Genomic DNA, 22,403 nt, shown 5'->3' on the forward strand with positions numbered 1-22,403 from the left:
TTTCCCCACAAAGGTGTGCTGCTAAACTGGCCCCTATGGCTTCTTACCTGCTGCATGGCCTCTGGCTGCCCGTCTCCGGCCTGAGTCTATGGATCGAACAGGTCGAAGGGCACAAGATCGTCATGCCCTCAACAGTCCCGGAGGGAACCTTTCCGGATGTGGTCGATACCATCTTGAGCAAGAAGACCTTCCGGAACCGAGCGCGCGTCTCCCTCCGCACACCGAAGGGCAAGGACGTCTCCCTCATGGTCCCCATGGCCATGTTCGCCCCGGATGAGGCAGTGGAAACACTGGCCAAACTGGAATACCTCGATACCGATAGCCAGGCGGTTTCGGCGGAACAGCGTGCAGCTATTGCGCCGGACCTCCTGTGGCTCATCCGCGCCTATCGCGGCCTGTACCGTTTCGTCCGTGCCGGCCGCGTGACCATCCGCCTGTCGTATCAGGCGGGTGAGTGGTACCCGATGTGGCAACTGGCTTCTGGCTTGGGCGAGCGCAGCTGGCTGGCAGAGATGCTAGCCTCCGCGCCCGGCATCCTCTCCATTAATAACCGGGCGCTCTCGGATGATTTGGCCGACGAGCTCACGCACTGGATTGCCTATACCCAATTGCGCCCGCAGATCGATGCCCCACGCGCCGCGCCCTGGCATGAATTCGCGCAGGCCTTGCTGAAAACCGCGCCGGTCAAGAAGGGGCGCGCCCAGCTGCTTCGTGGGCTCAATGAGTGGAAAGACTCTATTACTTCTGTCGACCTCCAGCTCGTCTTCCTCGTGGAGGAACCGCCAAATAGTACTGACTCCGTCGAGGACGCAGCGTGGCCTATCCGCTTGCTGGTGCGCTCCGGTACGGATTCGCCGCTGCCGGTGCGGCAGGACCAGTTGGATCGGGGGAGCGTCGAGAAGCTGCGTGAGGCCCGTCGCCATGCCTTCGACGTGGCTCCGCGGCTGAAGTACAACTCCGCCCCGGCGAGCCGGAATGCGGGGGATTGGGACGTCTACCTGACCACCGAGCAGCTCGTGGATTTTGTTACCCACGACGCCGCCGCCCTGCGCAAGGCCGGTTTCACCGTGCTGCTGCCCAAGTCCTGGTCCCACATGGAGACCAAGGCCAAGCTGGAAACCACGGAGGTCCGTGATCCGGCCGATGCCGCCACCAAGGCGCACATTGGTATGGAGAAGCTGTTCAGCTATGACTGGAAGCTCTCGGTGGGTGACACGCAGCTTACCGACGCCGAAATGCAAGAGCTCATCACTTCTAAGTCCGGGCTGATTCGTTTGCGCGGCGAGTGGGTCATGGCGGATACCCAGGCTCTCAACAAGATCTCGCAGTACATGCGCGAGTTGGCGGACACAGCCCGCAAGCGTGCTCTGAAGGAGCTGGAGCAGCTCGCTGCGACCGCGGAGATGGCCCGTCAGCTGGAGCAGCCTGGTTGGGAAGAGCTGGTGGCCGAGGTGGAGCGCCGCCGCAAGGAATTCAACGAGGGCGAGCAAGAAGAAGCGGTAACGCTTGCAGACTTGCGCGAGATGGCCTTGAAGTCCATGGCGGAGGACCCCGTGGCCTTCACCGGATCCGAGTGGCATACCTCGCTGCTCGGTGGGCTGGATAGTACGGCACCCGACCGCGTGGACATCCCCGATACGGTCCATGCCGAGCTGCGCGAGTATCAGCGCCGCGGTGTGGACTGGCTGTACTGGATGTCCCGCAACAACATCGGCGCGGTGCTGGCAGATGACATGGGTTTGGGCAAGACCCTGCAGCTGCTGTCTTTGCTGGCGGTGGAAAAGGCTGCCCAGGAGACAGATGGGGAAGCGGAGGCGTGGAAGCCAACCCTCGTCGTCGCGCCGACCTCCGTGGTGGGCAACTGGGCTAGGGAAGCTACGCGCTTCGTGCCGGACTTTAAGGTCATGGTGCAACACGGCACTGGGCGCCTGAAGGGCGAGGAATTGGTCAGCGCAGCTCAGGAGGCCGATATCGTCATTACCTCCTATGGCACGGTCAGCCGTGACTTTTTGACCTTGAGCAAGGTGGAGTGGGACCGCGTGGTCCTCGATGAGGCTCAAGCGATCAAGAACGCCTCCACGCGCTCCTCCAAGGCGGTGCGCGCCATCCCGTCACGTCACCGCGTAGCGCTGACCGGCACACCGATTGAGAACCGCCTGTCGGAGATGCGCTCCATCCTGGACTATTGCAACCCGGGAATCTTGGGCTCCGCCTCCTTCTTCCGCAACCACTTTGCCAAGGCCATCGAGCGCGAGGGCAGCGATGTTATGGCGGAGCGCCTGCGCCTTCTCACCGGTCCGTTCATCCTGCGCCGCCTTAAGACGGATCCGAATATCATCGATGACCTGCCGGAAAAGTCCGAGCAGATCATCACCGTGCGCATGACCGATGAGCAGGCAGCACTCTACAAGGCCCTGGTCAATGACGTGGAGCAGGCCCTGGCGAAGAAAAAGGAGGGCATCTCGCGCCGCGGCCTCATCCTGGCATCACTGACGCGCATCAAGCAGATCTGCAACCACCCGGCGCACTTCTTGGCCGATGGTAGCCCCGTCACCATCAAGGGCAAGCACCGCTCCGGCAAGGTGGAGGAGCTCATGCGGATCATCGACCAGGCCATCGAATCTCAGGAGCGCGTACTGATCTTCACCCAGTACAAGGCCTTCGGCGACGTTCTCCAGCCTTACCTCTCTGAACAACTGGGCTGCGAGATTCCCTTCCTCCATGGCGGGGTCAGCAAAAACCGGCGCGATCAGATGGTGGAGGAATTCCAGGCCGATAACGGGGCGCCTGTCATGCTGCTCTCGCTCAAGGCGGGCGGTACCGGGCTGAACCTCACGGCGGCGTCGATTGTCGTGCACATGGACCGCTGGTGGAATCCGGCTGTGGAGAACCAAGCCACGGACCGTGCCTTCCGCATCGGCCAGCAGCGCAACGTGCAGGTGTACAAGATGATTACCGCCGGTACCTTGGAGGAATCCATCCAAGACATCCTCGACGGCAAGACACAGCTGGCCGGTGCCGTCGTGGGCGAGGGCGAGGGCTGGCTCACCGAACTGAGCCCCGAGCAGCTGGCGGATCTCATGAGCTATAGGGAGCAGGAGAAGTAAATGGCACCGAAGAATCCTGAAGACAATAACGTCATCTACGCCAACTTCGGCACCCGCAAGCGCGTGAGCACGCCGGAAGAGGTCAACCGCGTCGACCGCGTGCGAACCATGCAGCCGGCGGCCACGCGCCTGCTCAACTTTGTGAATCAGCAGACGGATTCCGGCCGCATCCGCCGCGGGCGCCAGTACGCCACGGAGGGGCATGTCGTGGGCCTCGACGTGCGCAATGGTGCTGTGCACGGCAAGGTTGCGGGCTCCCAGAATGAGCCTTTCGCGGTGCTCATCCAGGTTCCCTACCGCAACAACGAGGATATCGGGCGGCTGTCGGAGATGTTCGCACGCACCCCCAACTCCGTGGCGAAGGCCAGGGAGGGCATGCTTGCCGACGCCTCCCTCGACATCCTCATCGCCGAATACCCCGACGACCTCCGTTTCTCTTGCACCTGTCCCGACCCGGAGTACGTGTGCAAGCACGTCGTGGCGGTGGCGGACCGACTGGCAGCCCGCATGGACGCTGACCCATCCGTTATCTTCGCCCTGCGCGGACTTGATTTTGCGCGCCTAGAGCAAGCGGTCATGGAGCAGGCCAAGTCGGCCTCGGAGGACTCTTATTCCGCTTCCGCGGCCTCTGAAATCTCGGCCGAGGAGCGCAATGCCTTGTTCTGGGAGGGGCGAGAATTGCCGCCCTTGCCGGAGCCGAAAACCGCTCCCGCCGTCGATGATTCCGACCCGGAGTTGCTGCGCAAGGCCATGAGGTCTGTCAGCCATACGAACATAGATTTGCTTCGGGCCGTCTCCGATGTCGAGGACCTTTACTATCATCTGACGCACTAGACATTGCCACCCCAGGGGAGAGGCTCAAGCGCCAGCCCTGGACCACGTTGTAGGGAGTTTGCATGGCCGCGGTTACGTTCATCCACACCTCAGATTTCCAGCTGGGAATGACACGCTGGTTTTTAAGTCCCGCCGCGCAGTCGCGCTTTGATGATGACCGCGAAGCAGCGGTCCTGCGGCTAGGGGAGTTGGCCACCGAGACAGGGGCGGAGTTCATCGTCGTGGCCGGTGATGTGTTTGAGCACAACTCCTTGAGCAAATCTACGCTGCTGCGCGCCAAGGACATGTTCAAGCGCCTGCCGGTGCCGGTCTACCTGCTGCCCGGCAACCACGATCCTCTCGTGGCGGATTCCATCTTCTTCAACTCCTTTGCGGATAACGTGCACGTCATCGCGGATTCAGAGCCCATCGAGGTGCGCCCAGGCGTGGAAATCGTCGGCGCTCCCTACCTGTCCAAGCGGGCTAATTATGACCTGGTGCGCCGCGCGCTGGAGCCGCTGCAGCCTGTTGACGAAGGCGCGGTACGCATCGCGGTGGGGCATGGCCAGGTGGAGTCCCGCGCGGGCGAGGGCGAGGACTCGGACGCCGATACGATTGACCTCTCCTTCGTGGAGGAGTGCCTGGATAAAGGCGTTATTGATTATCTGGCCTTGGGGGATACGCACTCCACGGAATCGCTGGGCCGTACCGGCAAGGTGTGGTTCTCCGGCAGCCCAGAGACTACGGCCTTCGACGATAGGGAGCGGGACTCGGGCAACGCCTTGGTGGTGACCGTTGAGGGGGAGCGGGTGGACGTCGCCAAGCACCGCGTCGGTCGTTGGGACTTCCGGGCGATTGATGCGGACGTTGACTCACTCGAGGAGGTCGAAAGCTTCCTTGCGGAGCTCGAGGCCGTGCCGGAGAAGATCCGTACCGCGGTGAAATACAGCCTGCGTGGCACCGTGGGCTTGAGCGCGCAGGCTCGTCTGGAGCAGGGGCTGGCGGAGCTGGAGGAGGTTTTTGCCTCCCTCAAGCCGCGCGAGAGGACGATGGATCTGCATCTGGCGCCCTCCGAAGAAGAGCTCAGCGAGTTGAGTTTGAGCGGTTATGCCGCGGATGCCCTGGCGGAGCTGCTTGAGGACTTAGATGATCCCACCGCCCGCGACGCCGCCAACCTGCTGTTCCGCCTCAGCGCGAAGGGAGCTTAATCATGATGCAGCTACATTCTGTTGAACTCAATAATGTCCGGGGCGTGGATCACCTGGAGGTCAAGGACCTCCCAGAAACCGGTGTGGTGGTCATCGGCGGGCCGAACGAGGCTGGCAAATCCACATTGGTGGAGTCTATTGATTTTGTGCTGACGCAAAAACACACCGCCAACTCTAAGGCGGTGAGGGCGCTGCAGCCCGCCGGCCGCGATGTGGGGCCCGAGGTCACGCTGGAGGCCACCGTGGGGCCCTATCATTTCCGCATTCACAAGCGGTGGGTGAAAAAGCGCACCTCGGAGCTGCATGTGTTCTCCCCGCGCCCGGGCCAGTGGACTGGTGCGGAAGCGGATGGGGAGCTGGAGCGCATTCTCAGTGAGCATATGGACCGCGCGCTTGTCGACGCCCTCTTCGTCCGCCAAAACGATAGCCACGAGGGCATCGCCGCCGTGGGCATTCCTTCCCTTACTGCGGCACTAGAGGAGCAGACCGGGGCGAATGCCGTGGCGGAAGACTCCGAGCTGCTCACGCGCATCGAGGCGGAGTACAAGGAGTATTTCACCGCGAAGACGGACAAGCCGGCGGGGGACTATAAGGCCGCGATCGCCACGCTGTCAGAGGCGGAGGAGGAGCACGCGAAGGCTGAGTCCGCGCTACGAGAGCTCGACGGTGTGGTGGAGCGTTATGAAGCCGCTGAGCTGAAGAAGGCCGAGGCCGAAGCGGCTTTGCCGGAGGCCGTAGAAGAGTGCGAGCGCCGTGACAGCGAACTAGTCGCCGCCCGGGCCGCCCAGGAGAAGGTCACCGCGCAGGAGGCAGCAGTGACCCGGGCAGCGGAAGCTGTGACGCGCGCGGAGGAGGAATCGGCGCGGCGCAAGGCTGTGATTGCTGAGCACTCCGCAGCGGTTGAAGCGGCCGAGCGTGCCGCAACTGCGGTTAGCGAAGCCCGCGAGCGCGCCGAGGAAGAGTCTGCCGCCCGCACGAAACTAGAGGAAGAACGCGCCGAGGTTCATGAGTGCTACGAGGCCGTGCGCGAGGAGCGCCAGCGCGCTCGCCGCGCGCAGCGGCGCGCAGAACGTGAGGCCTTGGGCACCCGCCTCGAAGCGTTGACCAAGCTGGAAGAGACCTTGGCGTCGCGCCGCCGTGTGTTGGCTGCCGCTCCAGACGTACCAAACTTGAAAGCATTGGAAGACGCGGCTCGTGAGGTCACTGTCCAGGAGCGCCTGCGAGCGGCGGCTGCTGCCAAGCTGTACTTTTCCGGGAATGGCTCCGTCGCCGTCGATGGCGAGGAACGCTCTCTGGAGAGCGGTGAAGAACTCGCGGTCGAGCTGCGTGAGGGCACGACCCTTCAGGTAGGCGAGGTTACCGCCCGCTATGCCGCCGGTGCCGGCGAAAGCGGCGAGGAAGGCGTAGAGCAGGCTCGCGCTGAGCTCGCGCGCCTGCTGGAGGATGCCGGGTGCGAAGACCTCGAGTCGGCCCGTGCCGCTCACGAGAAACACGCCAAACTCGCATCCGCCGCGGATTCCGCGGCGCGCGAACTGGCTGCTGCGTTGGGAGGGGAGGACCTCGGTGAATTGCGTGCTCGTTTTGAGGCCGGCGCAGAAGAGGCTGAGGACGTCGAGGGCGCTGAGGAGGCCGCGGAACCGCGAGAGCTAGACGTGGTGGAGCAGGAGGAAGAAGAGCTACGCAGGAAGCTCGATGAACTCGACCGCGCTGTGGCACCCTACCGTGAGAACAAGGCTGGCGCGGCATTAGAGGTAGCCACCGTGCGCGCGGAGGAGGCAACCGCGCAGCGCGATGCCAAGGCCGCAGCCGTGGAGGCCGCCCGTGCTCAACTCAGTGATGCCGACGTGACCACGGCTATCGAGGCAGCACAGGCCAAGCTGCAGGAAGAAAGAGCAGTGCTGGCGGAGATGTCCGCGGTAGACGTGGACACCGCCGAACATCTAGCCAAGGGAGCGCGTACACACGTGGATTCCCTGAAAGCAGCGGTGAATGCAGCGGTCGGTGACATGCGCGAGTTCCGAGGACTCATCGATATGCATTCCGGTGCGGCTGAGGATGCGGAGAAAGCCGCCGCCGAGCTCGAGGTTGCTCGTGAGCGCCACGCCGCTATCGAGCGTCGCGCGGAGGCTGCGCGTTATCTGCGCACACTCATGCTGCGCCACCGTGACGCCGCGCGCCAGCGCTATGCCGCGCCGTTTGTCACAGCGCTCAATAGCTTGGCGCGAACAGTCTTCGGTGGGGATGTGGACTTCGAGCTGTCGGAAGAGCTCAAGGTCGAAGCTCGCAGCCGCGACGGTGAGACCGTGTCTTTTGACGCGCTCTCTGGCGGTGCCAAAGAGCAGTTGAGCATCCTGACGCGCTTCGCCATAGCTCAGCTGGTGTCCGATGAACCGGTGCCTGTTTTGATCGATGATGCGTTGGGTTCCACGGACTCCCAGCGCCTTCAGCTCATGGCGGCGCTGTTTAGTAAGGCAGGGAAAAGCACCCAGGTCATCGTGCTGACCTGTATGCCGCAGCGCTATTCCTGGGTGCCTGGGCGCATGGAGCTAGATATGGAGAAACTTACAAGGGCCTAAGTCCCGGAGTGTAGGGTATGAGCCATGACAGCGGACACTCGATGGCTCACCGAAAGCGAACAGGATCTGTGGCGCCACATTCTAGCTAGCATTCGCAAGATCAATCGCGGTATGGAGGAAACCCTGTTGGCCTGCGGCGATATCTCAGCCGCGGAGTTTTCGGTGCTTGTTTCTCTTTCGGAAGCACCCGCGCACACGCGGCGCCTGCGCGAACTCTGCACGGAGTTGGAGTGGGACCGCTCCCGCGCCTCCCACCAAATCACCCGCATGGAAAAACGGGGTTTGGTGCGCAAGGAAAAGTGTGCGGGCGATGCGCGCGGCGTGGAGGTCGTCATGACGAAGTCCGGCCGGGAGCGTCTAGAGGCGGCGGTACCTGAGCACGTCGAGTCCGTGCGCCGCATGGTTTTTGATCACCTCGATCCTGCCGACGCTCCGGCGGTCCTGCGTTTCTGCGAAGGCGTCCTTTCAGAAAGCAACCTTCCGGGATATGACGGCTTCGTGCCGGATGAGCGCTTGGGTATTCACACCGACTAGTTGTGCTTCGTACGGGTAGTGTTAGTTTTCGACCGTTTACTCACCAGGAGGTGATCTGTCCGCACCATGATGGGACAAGAACTGTTTGAGCATCCCGAGCGCCAGTACGCTACGTACGGCATTACTCCGCTGAAAGAGCTCAGCGCCCAAGTCGGCCCGGTCGATGATCTGGATGAGCTCTCCGAGGAACAAGCCACCGCGCTTGAGGCGGCCCTCGAGCAGCACCCGGAGGGCGCGCTGACCTTCGATGACGCCTCGCAGCTGTGGATTATCGGCGCGGATGAGGATATTGAGCGTATGTTCCAAGACCGCGAGGGATTCGTCGAAGCGCTCAACAACAACGAAGACCCTGGGGTCTAACCCACAGTCGGTGTCATACTAAAGGTGGATGGCGGCTAGATTTACTGGGTTTAACTACGGGCGGCTCTGTTTAAACTGCTAAGATACTCTGTGTTAAAGGGCGAGCATCCCCGCGCTTTTCAGAGGCAGCTTGAGCGAGAGTGCCATCTGGCTAGGGGAGCTAAGTGAAAGGACAAAACATAATGGTCGAGCGCGATTTGGCTCAGGAACAGCGCGAAGCAGCTGCACGTGACAAGGCTGACGGCTGGGTATCCGTCTTCGTTCAGTGGATTCCCTCTATGCTTCTCTCCGTGGTGATGCTGGGCGCCATGATGTTCGGCATGTACTACATCGAGCACGGCACCTTGGACATCACCCAGCCGATCGTCAACCAGTACATCACCCAGTAACCTGGTTCGCTCCCTCGCTGCCGCCTGGCAGGGGGAGAACAGCTTGACTTTAAGCCCCAGCAGATTTGCCTGCTGGGGCTTCCTCTTTATCACCAGGCTCATCTCTCTAACTCGTGCCGTGGATCCATCAGGCGGCTTGAGCCACTGCTAAGCCTGAGAATTAATCTCCGAGTGCGATGTCTCGAGGCATGATGACTCCTACACCCTTCGCGCTCACCGTCGTTCCTTGATCAGCCGCCGCCCGTCCTTTCGGTGAGCGCGAAGGGCGTATTCGTCCGAGAGAGCGCTAATCCGATAGCCTGAACTCCATGGACTCTCGCATCTACATTCGCTATCTCAACGGTCCGCTCCTGTGGATGGGAATAGTCGTTGGCCTTGCCGTCGTGTCAGCGGTGGTGCCCACGATGATTGATTCCACGTGGGCAGCAATCCTATTTGGTGCCCTAGTCATCATTGCAACCGTGGCCTGCCTGCTGATGCGGGTGAAGATCGCCGTCAACGATGGCGAGGTTGCGGTGTCCGTCTTTGGCGTCTTCACAAAGAGAATTCCCCTGCGCGAGATCACCGGGGTGAGTATCGGTCCTGAGACGGGGCTTAAAGAAGGTGCGGGCCCGCGCATCGTCGATGGCGCACCAGCCTATATCGTCTCTGGGCCGACGGTGCGCTTCGAGTACGGCTCAAACGCTCTTGTTGCCTCGGCGAAGAATCCAAAGCAAGTGGTCGAGGATGTAGAGGCGCGCTTGCGATAGTTCCATATCCCCAGACCTCGATCCCGAAACCTCCTGGTGGGTGGTGGGGCGTTGGTAAGCGCTAGGCGACGCCCACCTGCAGGTTGCGGGTTTCAGGTCTGGGGAGATGCAAAATGAGACAAGCCGCCCACCCGCAAACGTGGCGTCGTAAAAAGTGGGCCGGGGCGTACTGGCCGATTCGGGGTAGGCGGGCATGAAAAAGTGCCCCTGACAGGACTCGAACCTGCGACCTTCGGTACCGGAAACCGATGCTCTAATCCGCTGAGCTACAAGGGCATTGCTGGCGAAATGCCAACGATGCGATTCTAACCTATAAAGACTGAAGCGCAGTAATTGGCCTAGCGCCGATGGGGGTGTGGTGGGAAAGAAGCAGCGGCCGGAGTAGCCACTGCTTCGAGTTTTTCGCTGGGGCGCTTACTGGGCCGGCTGTTCCTGGGGCTGGTCAAAGAAGCCCGGGGCATCCGCGGTGTGGACCTCGCCAGTGCGCAGGTAGTCAACCACAATCTGGTCAACAGCCTTGTTGCCCACCGCGAAGTGCCCGTGACCTGGGCCGTGGACGGTTACCACGCGGGATTGCATCGGGTCAGACAGGCCGCGGTAGAAAGCGTATGGGGTCTGCGGGTCACCGGTAGCCTGCAGCTGCAGCGGCTTGGTCTGCAGCTTGTCACCAGAAACGGCAATCGGGGTAGTGATCGGTGCGCGGCCGGAGCAACCGGCGCCGGAGGCATACATCGCGTTGAACAGTGAGAACGGGTCAACCGTGACATAGTTAGACCAGAGGAAGGCCGGTATGAAGGCCGGATCCGTCGGCGCAGTGTTCTCATTGCACATGATGATGTTCTGCATGCTCATGGAGTTGAGAATCTCTTGCTGGACCTTTTGCGGGTCCTGCTCGCCCTGTTGTGCGGCCTGCGCCTCAAAGTTGATGGCTTCGACGCCGCCAATGTGCTTGGCTAGGGAGTCCCACGACTCCGGGCGGGGAAGGAGGTCACGGGTAGCGGTGAGCGTCGGCGAAGTGGCCTGAACAGCCTGCGGGTTCTGGACCTTGCCCGCGAGGTGCTCTGCCTGTACGCGCAGCTCACCGGTCGCAGTCATGACATTGGCGCCGGGCTGGCCGGCAAACTCGAGCCCCGGCGGGAGGTCACCAATCTGAGCGTTCGGAGGAAGCACGGTGGGGCGCACGCCCGCCTCCGCGGCCACAATCTGAGACCAGCGCTCGTAGGCCTTCAGCGGTGTCGTGCCGGCGTGGTAGGTGGCGTCGTTCTTCGCCACATAGCTAAAGAAGTCATGCAGAGCATTCTCATAACCAGCCTGCTGAGAAGCGAAAATCTGGTTCCACGCCATGTTGGGGTTCATTCCGGAGTCCAGCACGACCTTGTCGGTGTGCTCCGGATAGAGCGTGGAGTACGTGGACCCCAAGAAGGTGCCGTAGGAGAGGCCGAAGATGTTGATCTTCTCCTCACCAAGCGCCTGGCGCACGACATCCCAGTCCTTGGCGGTGTTCTCCGTGGTCAGGGAATCGGTGTAGCCCGGAGTGTTCTTCTCGCAGTCATCGCGGGTAATGGAGCCGATCTTTGTCAGCTGTTCTAGAGGGTTTCCGCCCGCCTCAGTTGACGAGCAGTTCACCTGTGCGGACTCGCGCAAACCACGCGGTTGAACGCCGATGATGTCGTATCCTTGTTTGACTTCCTCAGGCCAGGCAGCGAAGTTGACCCAGCTATACGCGTCACCGCCTGGACCGCCCGGGTTGGTGAACAGAGTGCCTTGGCGCTCGCCCGTGGCCTTCAACCGGATAAGGCCGACGTCGATAGTGCCCTTCTCGGGAGCATTATGGTAGGTCGGCACGGTCACGTGGCCGCATTCGGCGCGCTCTTCGGTGACCCCTTCCGGGCACGGGCCCCAGTTGATGGCGGGTTGGTCGGCGTGAGCAACGGCAGGTGCCGCAACCAAGCCAGCGGCGATGGTTACAGGTCCTAGAACCGAACCTAAAACGCGAGAAAGACGCATAGAACAAGGCTCCTAAAATCGTAAATTGATACGAGCCTTATCCTATGCGTCAGGGGTGATGTGAGCCGAGCTCTCATACAGGGCGGGTGCCCCCGAAAGCCTCACTACTTAACAATCACCACAATGAGATCGCGCGGGCCGTGGACACCCTCCACGCGGGAGAGCTCGATATCCGAGGTCGCGGAAGGGCCCGAGATCCACGTTGCCGGGCGCTCAGGGTTGATGCGGGAGACCATCTCCGGGACACCGTAGACAATCTGGTCCTTGCGCACGATGCACACGTGACGGTCCGGCACCAAGGTCAGCGCGCGACGGCCGCAGGTCTCATTGGATTCGAGCACGATGGTGCCGGTCTGCGCGGAGGTGACGTGGGATTCGGTCACCACGGCGTCGACGGCGTCGAGCTCACGCGGGTCCTTGGCGTTGTCATCCGGGGTGATGGTGCCCTCGAAGCCGGCGAGAAGCCCAGCGTCCATGCCGGGGGCGTAGACGACGTTCGAGCAGCCGCGCTCCTTGAGGATGCCCACGAGGGTGGAGTTCAGGCCGGACTCATCGGTGACGTGCACGTCAGCCTTGTAGTCCTCGAGGCGGTCCACGAGCATCTCACGCAGCTCATCTTCGTTGAGCGTGCCTTCCTTCTGGTATTCGCGCGGGATCTCTACGTGGTCCGGCAGGCCGGCCTGCTTTTGGGCGGCGGCAATGCGGTTGAGGATTTCCTCTTTGGCGGTGGTCACTTGATGCCCTCCTTCTTGGCTTGGGCGAGGAGTTCTTGAGCTTCGTCAGAGTTGAACCATTGGCGGAAGGACTTCTTCGGCGGAACGGCAGTATCGCGTACCTCGGACCAACCAGACATGAACAGCGGTAGCTTGTCGATGACTCCGTTGAAGCCACCGAGGACACGGCCGAGCGCCACCATGTGGGTGATCTGGTTCCAGATCTTCGGGTTCTTCCACACCAGCTCCACGACCTGGAAGAGCTTTTCCTCCACCGGCGGGGTGGCGTTAGTGACCTTCTGGTAGCGGTTCTCCAAAATGACTTGGGAGAGCGGGATGCGCACCGGGCATACTTCGTCGCAACGGCCACACAGGGAGCAGGCATAAGGCAAGCTTGCCGACGGATCGTTGTGGTCCTTCATACCAGTCAACTGCGGCGTCAGGGAGATGCCAATTGGGCCCGGGTAGACAGAGCCGTAGGCGTGTCCGCCGGCGCGCTCGTAGACCGGGCAGACGTTGAGGCAGGCAGAGCAGCGAATGCACTTGAGTGCTTCGTGGCCCTTGGGAGAGGACAGGGCTGCGGTGCGGCCATTGTCCAGAAGCACGATGTGGAAGTTCTGCGGGCCGTCGCCTTCGGTCACACCGGACCACATTGAGGTGTACGGATTCATGCGCTCAGCGGTGGAGGAGCGCGGCAGCAGCTGCAGGAAGACCTCAAGGTCCTGGAAGGTCGGGACCAGTTTCTCAATACCCATGACAGTAATGAGGGTCTCCGGCAGGGTCAGGCACATGCGGCCATTGCCCTCAGATTCTACGATGTTGATGGTGCCGGTTTCTGCGACACCGAAGTTAGCGCCGGAGATGGCGACCTTGGCCTTCATGAACTGCTCGCGCAGGAAGCTGCGGGAAGCCTCAGCCAACTCCGCCGGCTCGGCCTTGAGGGAGTCATCGGTGTTCGGCATCTTGTTGACAAAGATGTCCCGAATCTCCGCGCGGTTGCGGTGGATGGCCGGGACCAGAATGTGGGAAGGCTTATCCTCACCCAGCTGGACGATGAGCTCCGCCAGGTCAGTCTCCTGGGCGTGAATGCCGGCTTCTTCCAGGTGCTCGTTGAGCGCGATTTCCTGGGTAGCCATGGATTTGATCTTGACCACGTCGGTCTCACCGGTCTCGCGGATGAGGCCCTCGATGATCTCGTTGGCTTCCTTGGCGTCGCGCGCCCAGTGGACAATGCCGCCGCGCTTGGTCACCTGCTCTTCGAACTGGACTAGCAGTTCGCCCATGCGAACAGCAACGTCATCCTTGAGAGCGGAACCGGCGTCACGCAGCTGCTCCCAGTCCGGGGTTTCCTCCACGGCGTGTTGGCGCTTGTTGCGAATGGTGGTGGTGGCGTGGTGCAGGTTGCGGCGCTGGGTGGCGTTATTGAGGCCAACGTGTGCCAGCGGCACGAACGCCTTCGAACCACGCAGGTTGCCGTAGCCTTCTGGGGCGCGGGGAGGGGTGGTGTCGAGGAAGGAAGTCATTAGAGCATCTTCTCCTTGGAGTAGGCCGCGGAGGTGGGAGTCCACGGGTGTTCCTTGGTGGAGGCGAGGATTTCCGCCAGGTGGATAGCGCGAACACCGGAGCGCTGGCGAGCCAGAGCGCCTCCAATGTTCATCAGGCAGGAGGAGTCACCGCCGGTAATATATTCGGCCTCGGTTTCACGGATGTGGCGGGTCTTGTCACCGACCATCGCTGCAGAAACCTCGGCGTTCTTGAGGGCGAAGGTGCCGCCAAAACCACAGCACTCCTCAGCATTAGGTAGCTGGACGAGGTCGATTCCTTCGACCTCCTTAAGAAGCTGGTAGGGGCGGTCACCCAGTTTGAGGAAGCGCAGGCCGTGGCACGAAGGGTGGTAGGTCACGCGGTGGGGGAAGAAGGCACCGACGTTGGTGACACCGGCGACGTCGACAAGAAACTCCGGCAAGTCCAAAGTTTTGCCGGCGGCCTTCTTTGCACCGTCCACATCGGCGGAGGTGCCGAAGCGGTTTGCGATCATCTCGTGCTGCTCGCGCACGGCCCCTACACAGGAGCCGGAAGCGGAGACGACGTAATCGATGGATGGATCCGCAAAGGCATCCGCGTAGGTGCGGATCATACCCAAGGTCTGCTCCTGGTAGCCGGTGTTAATGTGCATCTGGCCGCAGCAGGTCTGTTGCTCCGGGAAGACCACCTCATGTCCTAAGCGGGAGAGAATGAGGGCCGTGGCCTTGTGTGCATCGGGGAAGAGTGAATCACCGATGCAGGTGGAAAACAATGCTATTCGCATTTGTGAGCGCTCCTTAATCTGCCTCCATGTGGCTTGTCCCGTGCTGTGCACAGCGGAGTTGTGCTCGGATGCGCGCTACCAGGACAGCCGCACTGGGCATTTTTCGAGTGTGTACCTTTAAGCCTACCGCCCAAAACTCACATTATCGACACAGGATTACCCCTCCTACCTGGCTTTTTATCGCAACACTAATGTTGTGAAATTCCTAACGTGCGGTGATGGTCGCAGCGGTCGCGGCCGATATGAGGCAACCCCCAGACTGGGCGATGAAGACGCCCGAATCTGGGGGTAGTTAGTGGTGTAGAACTTTATGGCTAAACCCTTTTAGGGGACCAAGAAGCCCAGCACGTTGGTCATGAGGAAGACGATGACGCACACGACGGCGAGGAAGGCCACGGAGTAGCCCACGACCGCCTTGAAGATGCGGGATTCCTCGCCCTCCATCTGCACGGCGGTGGCGGCGATGGCCAGTGACTGCGGGGAGATCATCTTGCCCACAACGCCACCGGAGGTATTGGCGGCCAGCATGAGGTCCGGATTGACGCCGATGCGCTCGGCGGCGGTGACCTGCAGGTTGGCAAAGAGTGCGTTGGCGGAGGTATCCGAGCCGGTGACGGCGGTGCCGATCCAGCCCAGGACGGGGGAGAAGAGCGCGAAGATGCCGCCGACAGAAGCCACGAACTGGCCGATGGAGATGGTTTGGCCGGAGTAGTTCATGGTGTAGGCCAGTGCGAGGACCAGGATGATGGTCAGCGCGGAGAACTTCATGCGGGAGACAACCTCGCCGAACTTGGTCAGCGGCGCGGAGGCGTCCAGCTTGTAGCGGCCGTTCTCGTTGAAGGTCATGTAGATAAGGGCCACGATGATGCCGGAAATCAGCAGTAGGGTTCCCGGGTTGCCCAGCACGTTGAACGTGAAGGCGGTGTCCATGGCGTGGCCTTCGGCGTCGAAGACGGTGCCGTCGAGAAGCGGCCAGGCAACGTTGACCTGGAGGAAGCCGAAGATGGCCGGCCATGCGGTGGCGATGGCGAAGACAGCGGTGACCACGGCATAGGGCAGCAGGGCCATCCAAATGCGGCTGCTGTTGAGATCCGTGACCTCCTCCTGGGCGGGCAGCTCCATGCGCTCGCGCAGGCTGTCGACACCCTTGGGCTTCCACACACGCAGGAAGATGAAGCCCGCGCCGAGGGAGACGATGCAGGCCACGACGTTGGTGAGCTGGTAGGCGAAGAAGGTAGCCGCGGCCCACTGGGCAATGGCGAAGGAGATGCCGATGACGGCCGCGGCGGGGCCGGCCTCCTTAACACCGCGCATGCCGTCAAGGATAAAGAGGATGAAGAAAGGCACGACGGCGGCAATGAGCAGGACCTGGAGGGAAATCAACGCGGCGATGTCAGCGGTCTGCTCGGCGGTGCGCCCGCCGACCGAGCCCGCGGTGGTGACTGGGATGCCCACCGCGCCGAAGGCCACGGGCGCGGTGTTGGCAATGAGCACCGTGGTGGCCGCCTTGAGCGGCTTAACACCCAAGGCCAGGATCATGGTCGCCGTAATCGCCACGGGGGCGCCGAAGCCGGCGAGGGCCTCCAGCAGGCCGCCGAAGCAGAAGGCGATGAGGATGGCCTGGATGCGGATATCGCCATCGCCCAGCAAGTCAAAGGTCTTGCGCAGGTCATTGAATCGTCCGGAAGCCACGGTCACTTCGTAGAACCAGATGGCGGTGATGATCACCCAGACGATGGGGAAGAGGCCGAAGAGCCCGCCGCGCACCGCGGAGGACAAAGCCATGCCGGTTGGCATGCCCATGCCGAAAATGGCGATGAGAACCGCTACGAGAAGCGCTACCGCACCCGAGGTGTGGGCGCGGGCCTTGATCCCCAGGAGCATGATGAAGAACGCGATGAGCGGCAGCGTGGACACCAGCGCGGTAAGCCCCACGTTGCCAGCTATGGCGTCGGTGGTGATTGTGAATGTAGACATAACGCTCACTTCAGGTTGAGTCCCGCCGGCGTCCCTGCGGTGGTCCCCGCGGTGTGGCACCACAAGTTTCGGCCGGGCGAGAGAGGCGAAAGAATAAATCGGTTCAGATATCAAGTTTAGGGTAAAACCATGCGAGTGCTTGTGTCGCCGGATTCAGACTACGGGGGTGGGTGACCTTGCTAACGTCCGCGACCTGATAGTGCCTCCCAGCGGCGGGGACGATAGACTTTGGCCCTATGAATCCTGAAGATCTTTCTGTCCTGATCAAGAACACCGCTGCCGCCGTGCTCACCGAGCATGAGCTGGACGCCTCAGTCCTGCCAGAGACCGTGACCGTGGAGCGCCCGCGCAACCCGGAGCACGGCGATTACGCCACCAACCTGGCCCTCCAGGTGGCTAAGAAGGCTGGCGCCCAGCCGCGCGAGTTGGCGCAGTGGCTTGCCGACGCCCTTGCAGGCAACGACGCCATCGATGAGGCCTCCATCGCGGGCCCGGGATTCCTCAACATTCGCCTCGCTGCCGCCGCACAAGGTGCCATCGTGGCGCAGGTTCTTAACGCCGGCTCAGAGTTCGGCAGCAATTCCACCTACCAGGGCAAGAAGATCAACCTGGAGTTCGTCTCCGCGAACCCGACTGGTCCCATCCACCTGGGTGGTACCCGTTGGGCCGCCGTGGGGGACTCACTCGGCCGCGTGCTCGAGGCCTCCGGCGCGGACGTGACCCGCGAGTACTACTTCAATGATCACGGCGGACAGATCGACCGTTTTGCTCGCTCCCTCGTGGCCGCGGCCAAGGGCGAGCCCACCCCGGAGGATGGCTACGGCGGCGACTACATTAAGGACATCGCGCAGGCGGTAGTGGAGAAGAACCCGCAGGCTCTCGAGGGCAGCGATGCCGAGGTCCAGGAGAACTTCCGCGCTGACGGCGTGGAGATGATGTTTGCCCAGATCAAGGAATCCCTCCACGAATTCGGCGTGGACTTCGACGTGTACTTCCACGAGAATTCCCTCTTCGAATCCGGTGCCGTGGAGAAGGCTATCCAGACGCTCAAGGACAACGGCAAACTCTACGAAGCCGAGGGGGCGTGGTGGCTGAAGTCCACCGAATACGGCGACGATAAGGACCGCGTGGTCATCAAGTCCGATGGCAATGCTGCCTACATCGCCGGCGACATCGCTTATGTGGCCGATAAATTCGACCGTGGCCACGACCTGGCCATCTACATGCTCGGCGCTGACCACCACGGTTACATCGCCCGCCTGCGCGCCTCGGCCCAGGCTTTGGGTTATGACCCGGAGGCCGTTGAGGTGCTCATCGGCCAGATGGTGAATCTGGTCCGCGACGGTAAGGCGGTCAAGATGTCCAAGCGCGCGGGTACCGTTATCACCTTGGATGACCTCGTCGAGGCCATCGGCGTCGACGGCGCGCGCTACTCGCTGGTGCGCTCCTCCGTGGACTCCAGCCTGGACATTGACTTGGGCCTGTGGGCCTCCCAGTCGTCCGATAACCCGGTCTACTACGTGCAGTATGGCCACGCCCGCATCTGCTCGATCCTGCGCAAGGCCACGGACCTGGGCTTCGACACTGCCGCGCTTGGCGACGCCCCCCTCGACCTCCTCACCCACGACAAGGAAGGCGACCTTATCCGCACCCTGGGCGAGTTCCCCGAGGTTGTGGCCACCGCCGCCACGCTGCGTGAACCGCACCGCATCGCGCGTTATGCCGAGGAGCTCGCTGCCGTGTTCCACCGTTTCTATGACCAGTGCCAGGTGCTGCCGAAGGCAGGCGAAGAGACCGAGCCGATCCACTCCGCACGCCTTGCCCTGGCTGCAGCCACCCGCCAGGTCATGGCGAATGCCTTGACCATGGTCGGGGTCAGCGCGCCGGAGAAGATGTAAGAAAAGGTATCGATGACTGATTTCAATTCTCTTCCGGCCCACGTGTGGCCGCGCAACGCCGCACGGGACGCTAACGGAGTGGTATCGATTGGCGGTGTCTCCCTGACCGAGCTGGTTGCAGAATACGGCACCCCGCTCTATGTCTTCGACGAGCAGGACTTCCGCTCGCGCTGTCGGGATATGGCCCAAGCCTTCGGCGGGCCCGACCACGTGCACTATGCCTCCAAGGCCTTCATTACCAAGCGCATCGTGCGCTGGGTTGACGAGGAGGGCTTGTGCCTCGACGTGGCCTCCCTCAACGAGGCCAAACTGGCGCTGGCCGCAGGCTTCCCGGCGGAGCGCATGACCGCCCACGGCAACAACAAGGAAGACGAGTACCTGCAGCTGTGCGTGGACAACGGTATCGGGCACGTCGTCCTCGACAACGAGGAGGAACTCTCGCGCCTCAACAGCATCGCGGCATCCGCCGGCCGCGTCCAGCCGGTGATGATCCGCGTGAAGCCCGGCGTGGATGCGCATACCCACGAGTTCATCGCCACGGCTCATGAGGACCAAAAGTTCGGCATTTCCCTGTCCACCGGTGCAGCCTTCAATGCCGCACAGAAGGTGCTGGAATCCGCCAACCTTAAGCTCGTGGGCCTGCATTGCCACGTGGGTTCTTCGGTGTTTAATGCTGATGGTTTCAAGCTGGCCGCCGAGCGCGTGCTCAGCCTGTACAAGCGCATCCACTCCGAGCTCGGCGTAGCCCTCGAGGAGCTGGACTTGGGCGGCGGCTTCGGCATTCCCTATATGGAATACGAGGAAGCGCTCGACGTCGCCACGCTGGCCAAGGATCTGCTCGACGCCGTGGAGCGCACCGCCACCGAGCTCGACATCACGCCACCCTTCGTACTGGTGGAACCAGGCCGCTCCCTGGTGGGTGCTTCCGCGGTCACCGTGTACCGCGTGGGCACGGTCAAGGATGTAGAAACCGGCAAGGCGGATCTGCCGATGCGCCGCTACCTCTCCGTGGACGGCGGCATGTCCGATAACATCCGCCCAGCCCTCTATGGCTCCGAGTACGACGTCCGCGTGGTCAACCGCCGCACCCGGGGCGAGCCCGTGGATTCGCGCATCGTGGGCTTCCACTGCGAGTCCGGTGACATTCTGGTCAACGAGCGCCGTTTCCCCTCGGATATCACCACCGGTGATCTCCTCGCCTTCGCCACCACCGGCGCCTATCAGTACATGATGGCCTCGCGCTATAACGGTGCTCTGCGCCCGGCGGTCGTGTCCGTGCGCGACGGCAAGGCCCAGCTCATGCTGCGCCGGGAGACGGTGGAGGACTTGCTGGCGTTGGACGTCGATTAGCGCGGCGTTGTCACAGCTCACCGTATTTTATTCACTATGACATGGCCGGTCGCGCCCAGTGCCGGCCATTTTGTATAGAAATAGACAGCTCGTTCTGTATAGTGATGGGCTAGCACGTAAGAATCAAACGCAACATCAACAAAGGGACACCATGACGACGAACCGTAGCAAGAAGCCCGAAGGCGAACCAGTAGGTATTGCGCTGCTTGGGTTTGGCACCGTAGGCGCCGAGGTTTTCCGCCTCGTGCAGGAGAATGCGGACGCTTTTGCGCACCGCATCGGCGGCCCGGTGGAGATCCGCGGCGTAGCCGTGCACAACAAGAACAAGCTTCGTCCGGGCGTGCCGAAGGAGCTGCTGACGGACGACGCCAAGGCGCTCGTCCTGCGCGATGATATCGATCTCGTCGTCGAGGTTATCGGCGGCATTGACTTCCCGCGCGAGCTCGTCCTTGCCGCCCTTAATGCCGGTAAATCCGTGGTCACCGCTAACAAGGCCCTCGTGGCCGCGCACGCGGATGAGCTGGCGGAGGCTGCTGAGCGCGCTGACGTCGACCTCTATTTCGAGGCCGCCGTGGCTGCTGCCATCCCGGTCGTCGGCATGCTGCGCCGTTCCCTGGCCGGTGACAAGATCCAGCGCATCTCCGGAATCGTCAACGGAACCACCAACTTTATCTTGGACGCCATGGAGACCACCGGCGCCTCCTACGAGGACGCGCTGGCTGAGGCCACCCGTCTGGGCTACGCCGAAGCCGATCCCACCGCGGACGTGGAGGGCCACGACGCCGCCTCCAAGGCCGCCATCCTGGCTTCCCTGGGGTTCTACACCCGCCTGACCTTCAACGACGTCTATTGCGAGGGCATTTCCAAGATCACCGCCGATGATATTAAGGCTGCCAACCAAGCCGGTTATTCCATCAAGCTGCTCGCTATTTGTGAGCGCTTGGTTGATGAGGAGACCGGTGAGGAATCCGTCAATGCCCGCGTGCACCCGACTTTGGTCCCGAAGGATCACCCGTTGGCGTCGGTTAGCCAGTCCTACAATGCCATCTTCGTCGAGGCGGAGGCCGCCGGTTCCCTGATGTTCTACGGCAACGGTGCCGGCGGCAACCCGACGGCTTCGGCTGTGCTGGGTGACGTCATCGGCGCCGCACGCAACATTGTCCACGGCGGCCAAGCGCCGGGGGAGAACACCTACGCCAACCTACCTATTGCGGAGTTCGGAGAAGTGGAAACTCGTTATCACATCGACATGGAAGTTGAAGACCGCACCGGCGTGCTTTCTGCCATCTCCGGTGTCTTTGCCCGCCACGGGGTCTCCCTGCGCACCGTGCGCCAGGAGGACGGCGATGCCACCGCTCGCCTCATCGTGGTGACCCACGCGGCGAAGGAAGCGGTGCTCGAAGATATCGTCGCCGCCCTCGGCGAGCTCGATGAGGTTAAGGCCGTTCACTCCGTCATTCGCCTGGGCGTATAGGGACTCAGAGAGAACAATGAGTATCGATATCGAAGTAGGCACCAAGGTCACTGTCCAGGTTCCGGCATCCTCGGCCAACCTGGGCCCGGGCTACGACACCCTGGGTATTGCGCTGAGTCTCTACGACACCGTGGAGGTGGAAGTCACCCGCTCCGGCCTGGAGGTGGAGATTTTCGGCGAGGGCGCAGACGAGCTGCCCCGCGACGGATCCCACCTCGTTGTCAAGGCCATCCGCTCAGCGCTGAAGGCTGCCGACGTGGAGGTTTCCGGCCTGCGCGTGGTGTGCACGAACAACATCCCGCAGTCCCGTGGCCTGGGCTCCTCGGCGTCCGCCGCGGTGGCCGGCGTGGCCGCGGGCAATGGCCTGGCGGGATTCCCGCTTTCGGAACAGCAGGTCGTTCAGCTCTCCTCGGCTTTCGAGGGACACCCGGATAACGCCGCTGCCTCTGTGTTGGGCAATGCCGTGGTGTCCTGGACCACCGTGCCTGTCGACGGCCGCTCGCTGCCGGAGTACCGTGCCGCCACCTTGGACGTGCACCCGAGCATTAAGGCCACGGCCTTGGTACCGGATTTCCATGCGTCGACGCAGGCCGTGCGCCGCGTGCTGCCCTCGCACGTCACGCATGCCGATGCCGCCTTCAACGTCTCCCGCACTGCAGTAAACGTGGCGGCGCTGACCACCTACCCGGACCTGCTGTGGGAGGGTACCCGCGACCGCCTGCACCAGCCCTATCGCGCTGATGTCCTGCCGGTCACCGCGGAGTGGGTGAACCGCTTGCGCAACCGCGGCTACGCCGCCTATCTCTCCGGCGCTGGCCCCACCGTCATGGTCCTGCACACCGAGCCCATCGAGGAGGAGATCCTCGATGATGCCCGCGGGCAGAACCTGCGCGTGCTGGAGCTGGAGGTCGCCGGGCCGGTCTCCGTCGAGCGCGGTTAG

Annotated in this window: 17 protein-coding genes and 1 tRNA gene; 12 read left to right on the plus strand and 6 right to left on the minus strand. The window is 62.3% G+C overall.

Annotated elements, in window-relative coordinates:
- Positions 1–35 precede the first annotated feature (35 nt).
- The 8 genes from M5J06_RS01260 (at position 36) to M5J06_RS01295 (ending at position 9,736) form a co-directional block, all read left to right on the plus strand.
- The gene (locus M5J06_RS01260; protein WP_250223772.1) at positions 36–3,107 is read left to right on the plus strand and encodes a DEAD/DEAH box helicase; all 3,072 of its coding nucleotides are present in this window, start codon (positions 36–38) and stop codon (positions 3,105–3,107) included.
- Positions 3,108–3,941 (plus strand): SWIM zinc finger family protein, encoded by an 834-nt coding sequence (locus tag M5J06_RS01265; protein WP_070562974.1) that lies wholly within the window; start codon positions 3,108–3,110, stop codon positions 3,939–3,941.
- A 62-nt stretch (positions 3,942–4,003) separates the two neighbouring features.
- Complete coding sequence (locus tag M5J06_RS01270; protein ID WP_250223773.1) at positions 4,004–5,128, plus strand: metallophosphoesterase family protein; 1,125 nt, start codon at positions 4,004–4,006, stop codon at positions 5,126–5,128.
- A gap of 2 nt (positions 5,129–5,130) precedes the next feature.
- Entirely contained in the window at positions 5,131–7,704 is a 2,574-nt protein-coding gene (locus M5J06_RS01275) for an AAA family ATPase (protein WP_250223774.1), read from the plus strand.
- A gap of 24 nt (positions 7,705–7,728) precedes the next feature.
- A complete protein-coding gene (locus M5J06_RS01280) occupies positions 7,729–8,238 on the plus strand; it encodes a MarR family winged helix-turn-helix transcriptional regulator (RefSeq protein WP_070531202.1) in 510 nt (169 codons plus the stop codon).
- A gap of 66 nt (positions 8,239–8,304) precedes the next feature.
- Positions 8,305–8,598: a molecular chaperone GrpE gene (locus M5J06_RS01285; protein ID WP_250223775.1), complete on the plus strand. Its 294-nt coding sequence runs from the start codon at positions 8,305–8,307 to the stop codon at positions 8,596–8,598.
- 182 nt (positions 8,599–8,780) lie between these two features.
- Complete coding sequence (locus M5J06_RS01290) at positions 8,781–8,987, plus strand: hypothetical protein (RefSeq protein WP_154737117.1); 207 nt, start codon at positions 8,781–8,783, stop codon at positions 8,985–8,987.
- A gap of 308 nt (positions 8,988–9,295) precedes the next feature.
- Positions 9,296–9,736, plus strand: a complete 441-nt coding sequence (locus M5J06_RS01295; RefSeq protein WP_250223776.1) for a hypothetical protein — start codon at positions 9,296–9,298, stop codon at positions 9,734–9,736.
- Positions 9,737–9,938: 202 nt separating this feature from the next.
- Here the strand turns inward: M5J06_RS01295 and M5J06_RS01300 are convergent.
- The 6 genes from M5J06_RS01300 to M5J06_RS01325 all read right to left on the minus strand — a co-directional run bounded on the left by M5J06_RS01300 (position 9,939) and on the right by M5J06_RS01325 (position 16,741).
- Positions 9,939–10,012: transfer RNA gene (locus M5J06_RS01300), tRNA-Arg, on the minus strand.
- Between the two features lie 138 nt (positions 10,013–10,150).
- A complete protein-coding gene (locus tag M5J06_RS01305; RefSeq protein WP_070597091.1) occupies positions 10,151–11,743 on the minus strand; it encodes an alpha/beta hydrolase in 1,593 nt (530 codons plus the stop codon).
- Between the two features lie 104 nt (positions 11,744–11,847).
- Positions 11,848–12,477, minus strand: a complete 630-nt coding sequence (locus M5J06_RS01310; protein WP_144014730.1) for a LutC/YkgG family protein — start codon at positions 12,475–12,477, stop codon at positions 11,848–11,850.
- Positions 12,474–13,979 (minus strand): LutB/LldF family L-lactate oxidation iron-sulfur protein, encoded by a 1,506-nt coding sequence (locus M5J06_RS01315; protein ID WP_250223777.1) that lies wholly within the window; start codon positions 13,977–13,979, stop codon positions 12,474–12,476. The genes M5J06_RS01310 and M5J06_RS01315 overlap by 4 nt, the downstream gene beginning before the upstream one ends.
- Positions 13,979–14,764 carry a (Fe-S)-binding protein gene (locus M5J06_RS01320; RefSeq protein WP_070708381.1) on the minus strand — a complete coding sequence of 262 codons (786 nt, stop codon included), beginning with the start codon at positions 14,762–14,764 and terminating at the stop codon, positions 13,979–13,981. Before M5J06_RS01320 ends, M5J06_RS01315 begins: the two co-directional genes overlap by 1 nt.
- 324 nt (positions 14,765–15,088) lie before the next feature.
- Positions 15,089–16,741: an L-lactate permease gene (locus M5J06_RS01325; protein ID WP_070562998.1), complete on the minus strand. Its 1,653-nt coding sequence runs from the start codon at positions 16,739–16,741 to the stop codon at positions 15,089–15,091.
- A gap of 236 nt (positions 16,742–16,977) precedes the next feature.
- Here M5J06_RS01325 and argS point away from each other — a divergent pair, with 236 nt between their 5' ends.
- The 4 genes from argS (at position 16,978) to thrB (ending at position 22,403) form a co-directional block, all read left to right on the plus strand.
- Positions 16,978–18,639: an arginine--tRNA ligase gene (gene argS / locus M5J06_RS01330; RefSeq protein WP_250223778.1), complete on the plus strand. Its 1,662-nt coding sequence runs from the start codon at positions 16,978–16,980 to the stop codon at positions 18,637–18,639.
- A 12-nt stretch (positions 18,640–18,651) separates the two neighbouring features.
- Positions 18,652–19,989, plus strand: a complete 1,338-nt coding sequence (lysA, locus tag M5J06_RS01335; protein ID WP_250223779.1) for a diaminopimelate decarboxylase — start codon at positions 18,652–18,654, stop codon at positions 19,987–19,989.
- Between the two features lie 151 nt (positions 19,990–20,140).
- On the plus strand, positions 20,141–21,463 hold the full coding sequence (locus M5J06_RS01340) for a homoserine dehydrogenase (protein ID WP_070563008.1): 1,323 nt from the start codon (positions 20,141–20,143) through the stop codon (positions 21,461–21,463).
- Positions 21,464–21,479: 16 nt separating this feature from the next.
- On the plus strand, positions 21,480–22,403 hold the full coding sequence (gene thrB, locus M5J06_RS01345; protein ID WP_070525147.1) for a homoserine kinase: 924 nt from the start codon (positions 21,480–21,482) through the stop codon (positions 22,401–22,403).

Source organism: Corynebacterium intestinale, from assembly GCF_023574125.1.
Taxonomy (GTDB): Bacteria; Actinomycetota; Actinomycetes; order Mycobacteriales; family Mycobacteriaceae; genus Corynebacterium; species Corynebacterium hesseae.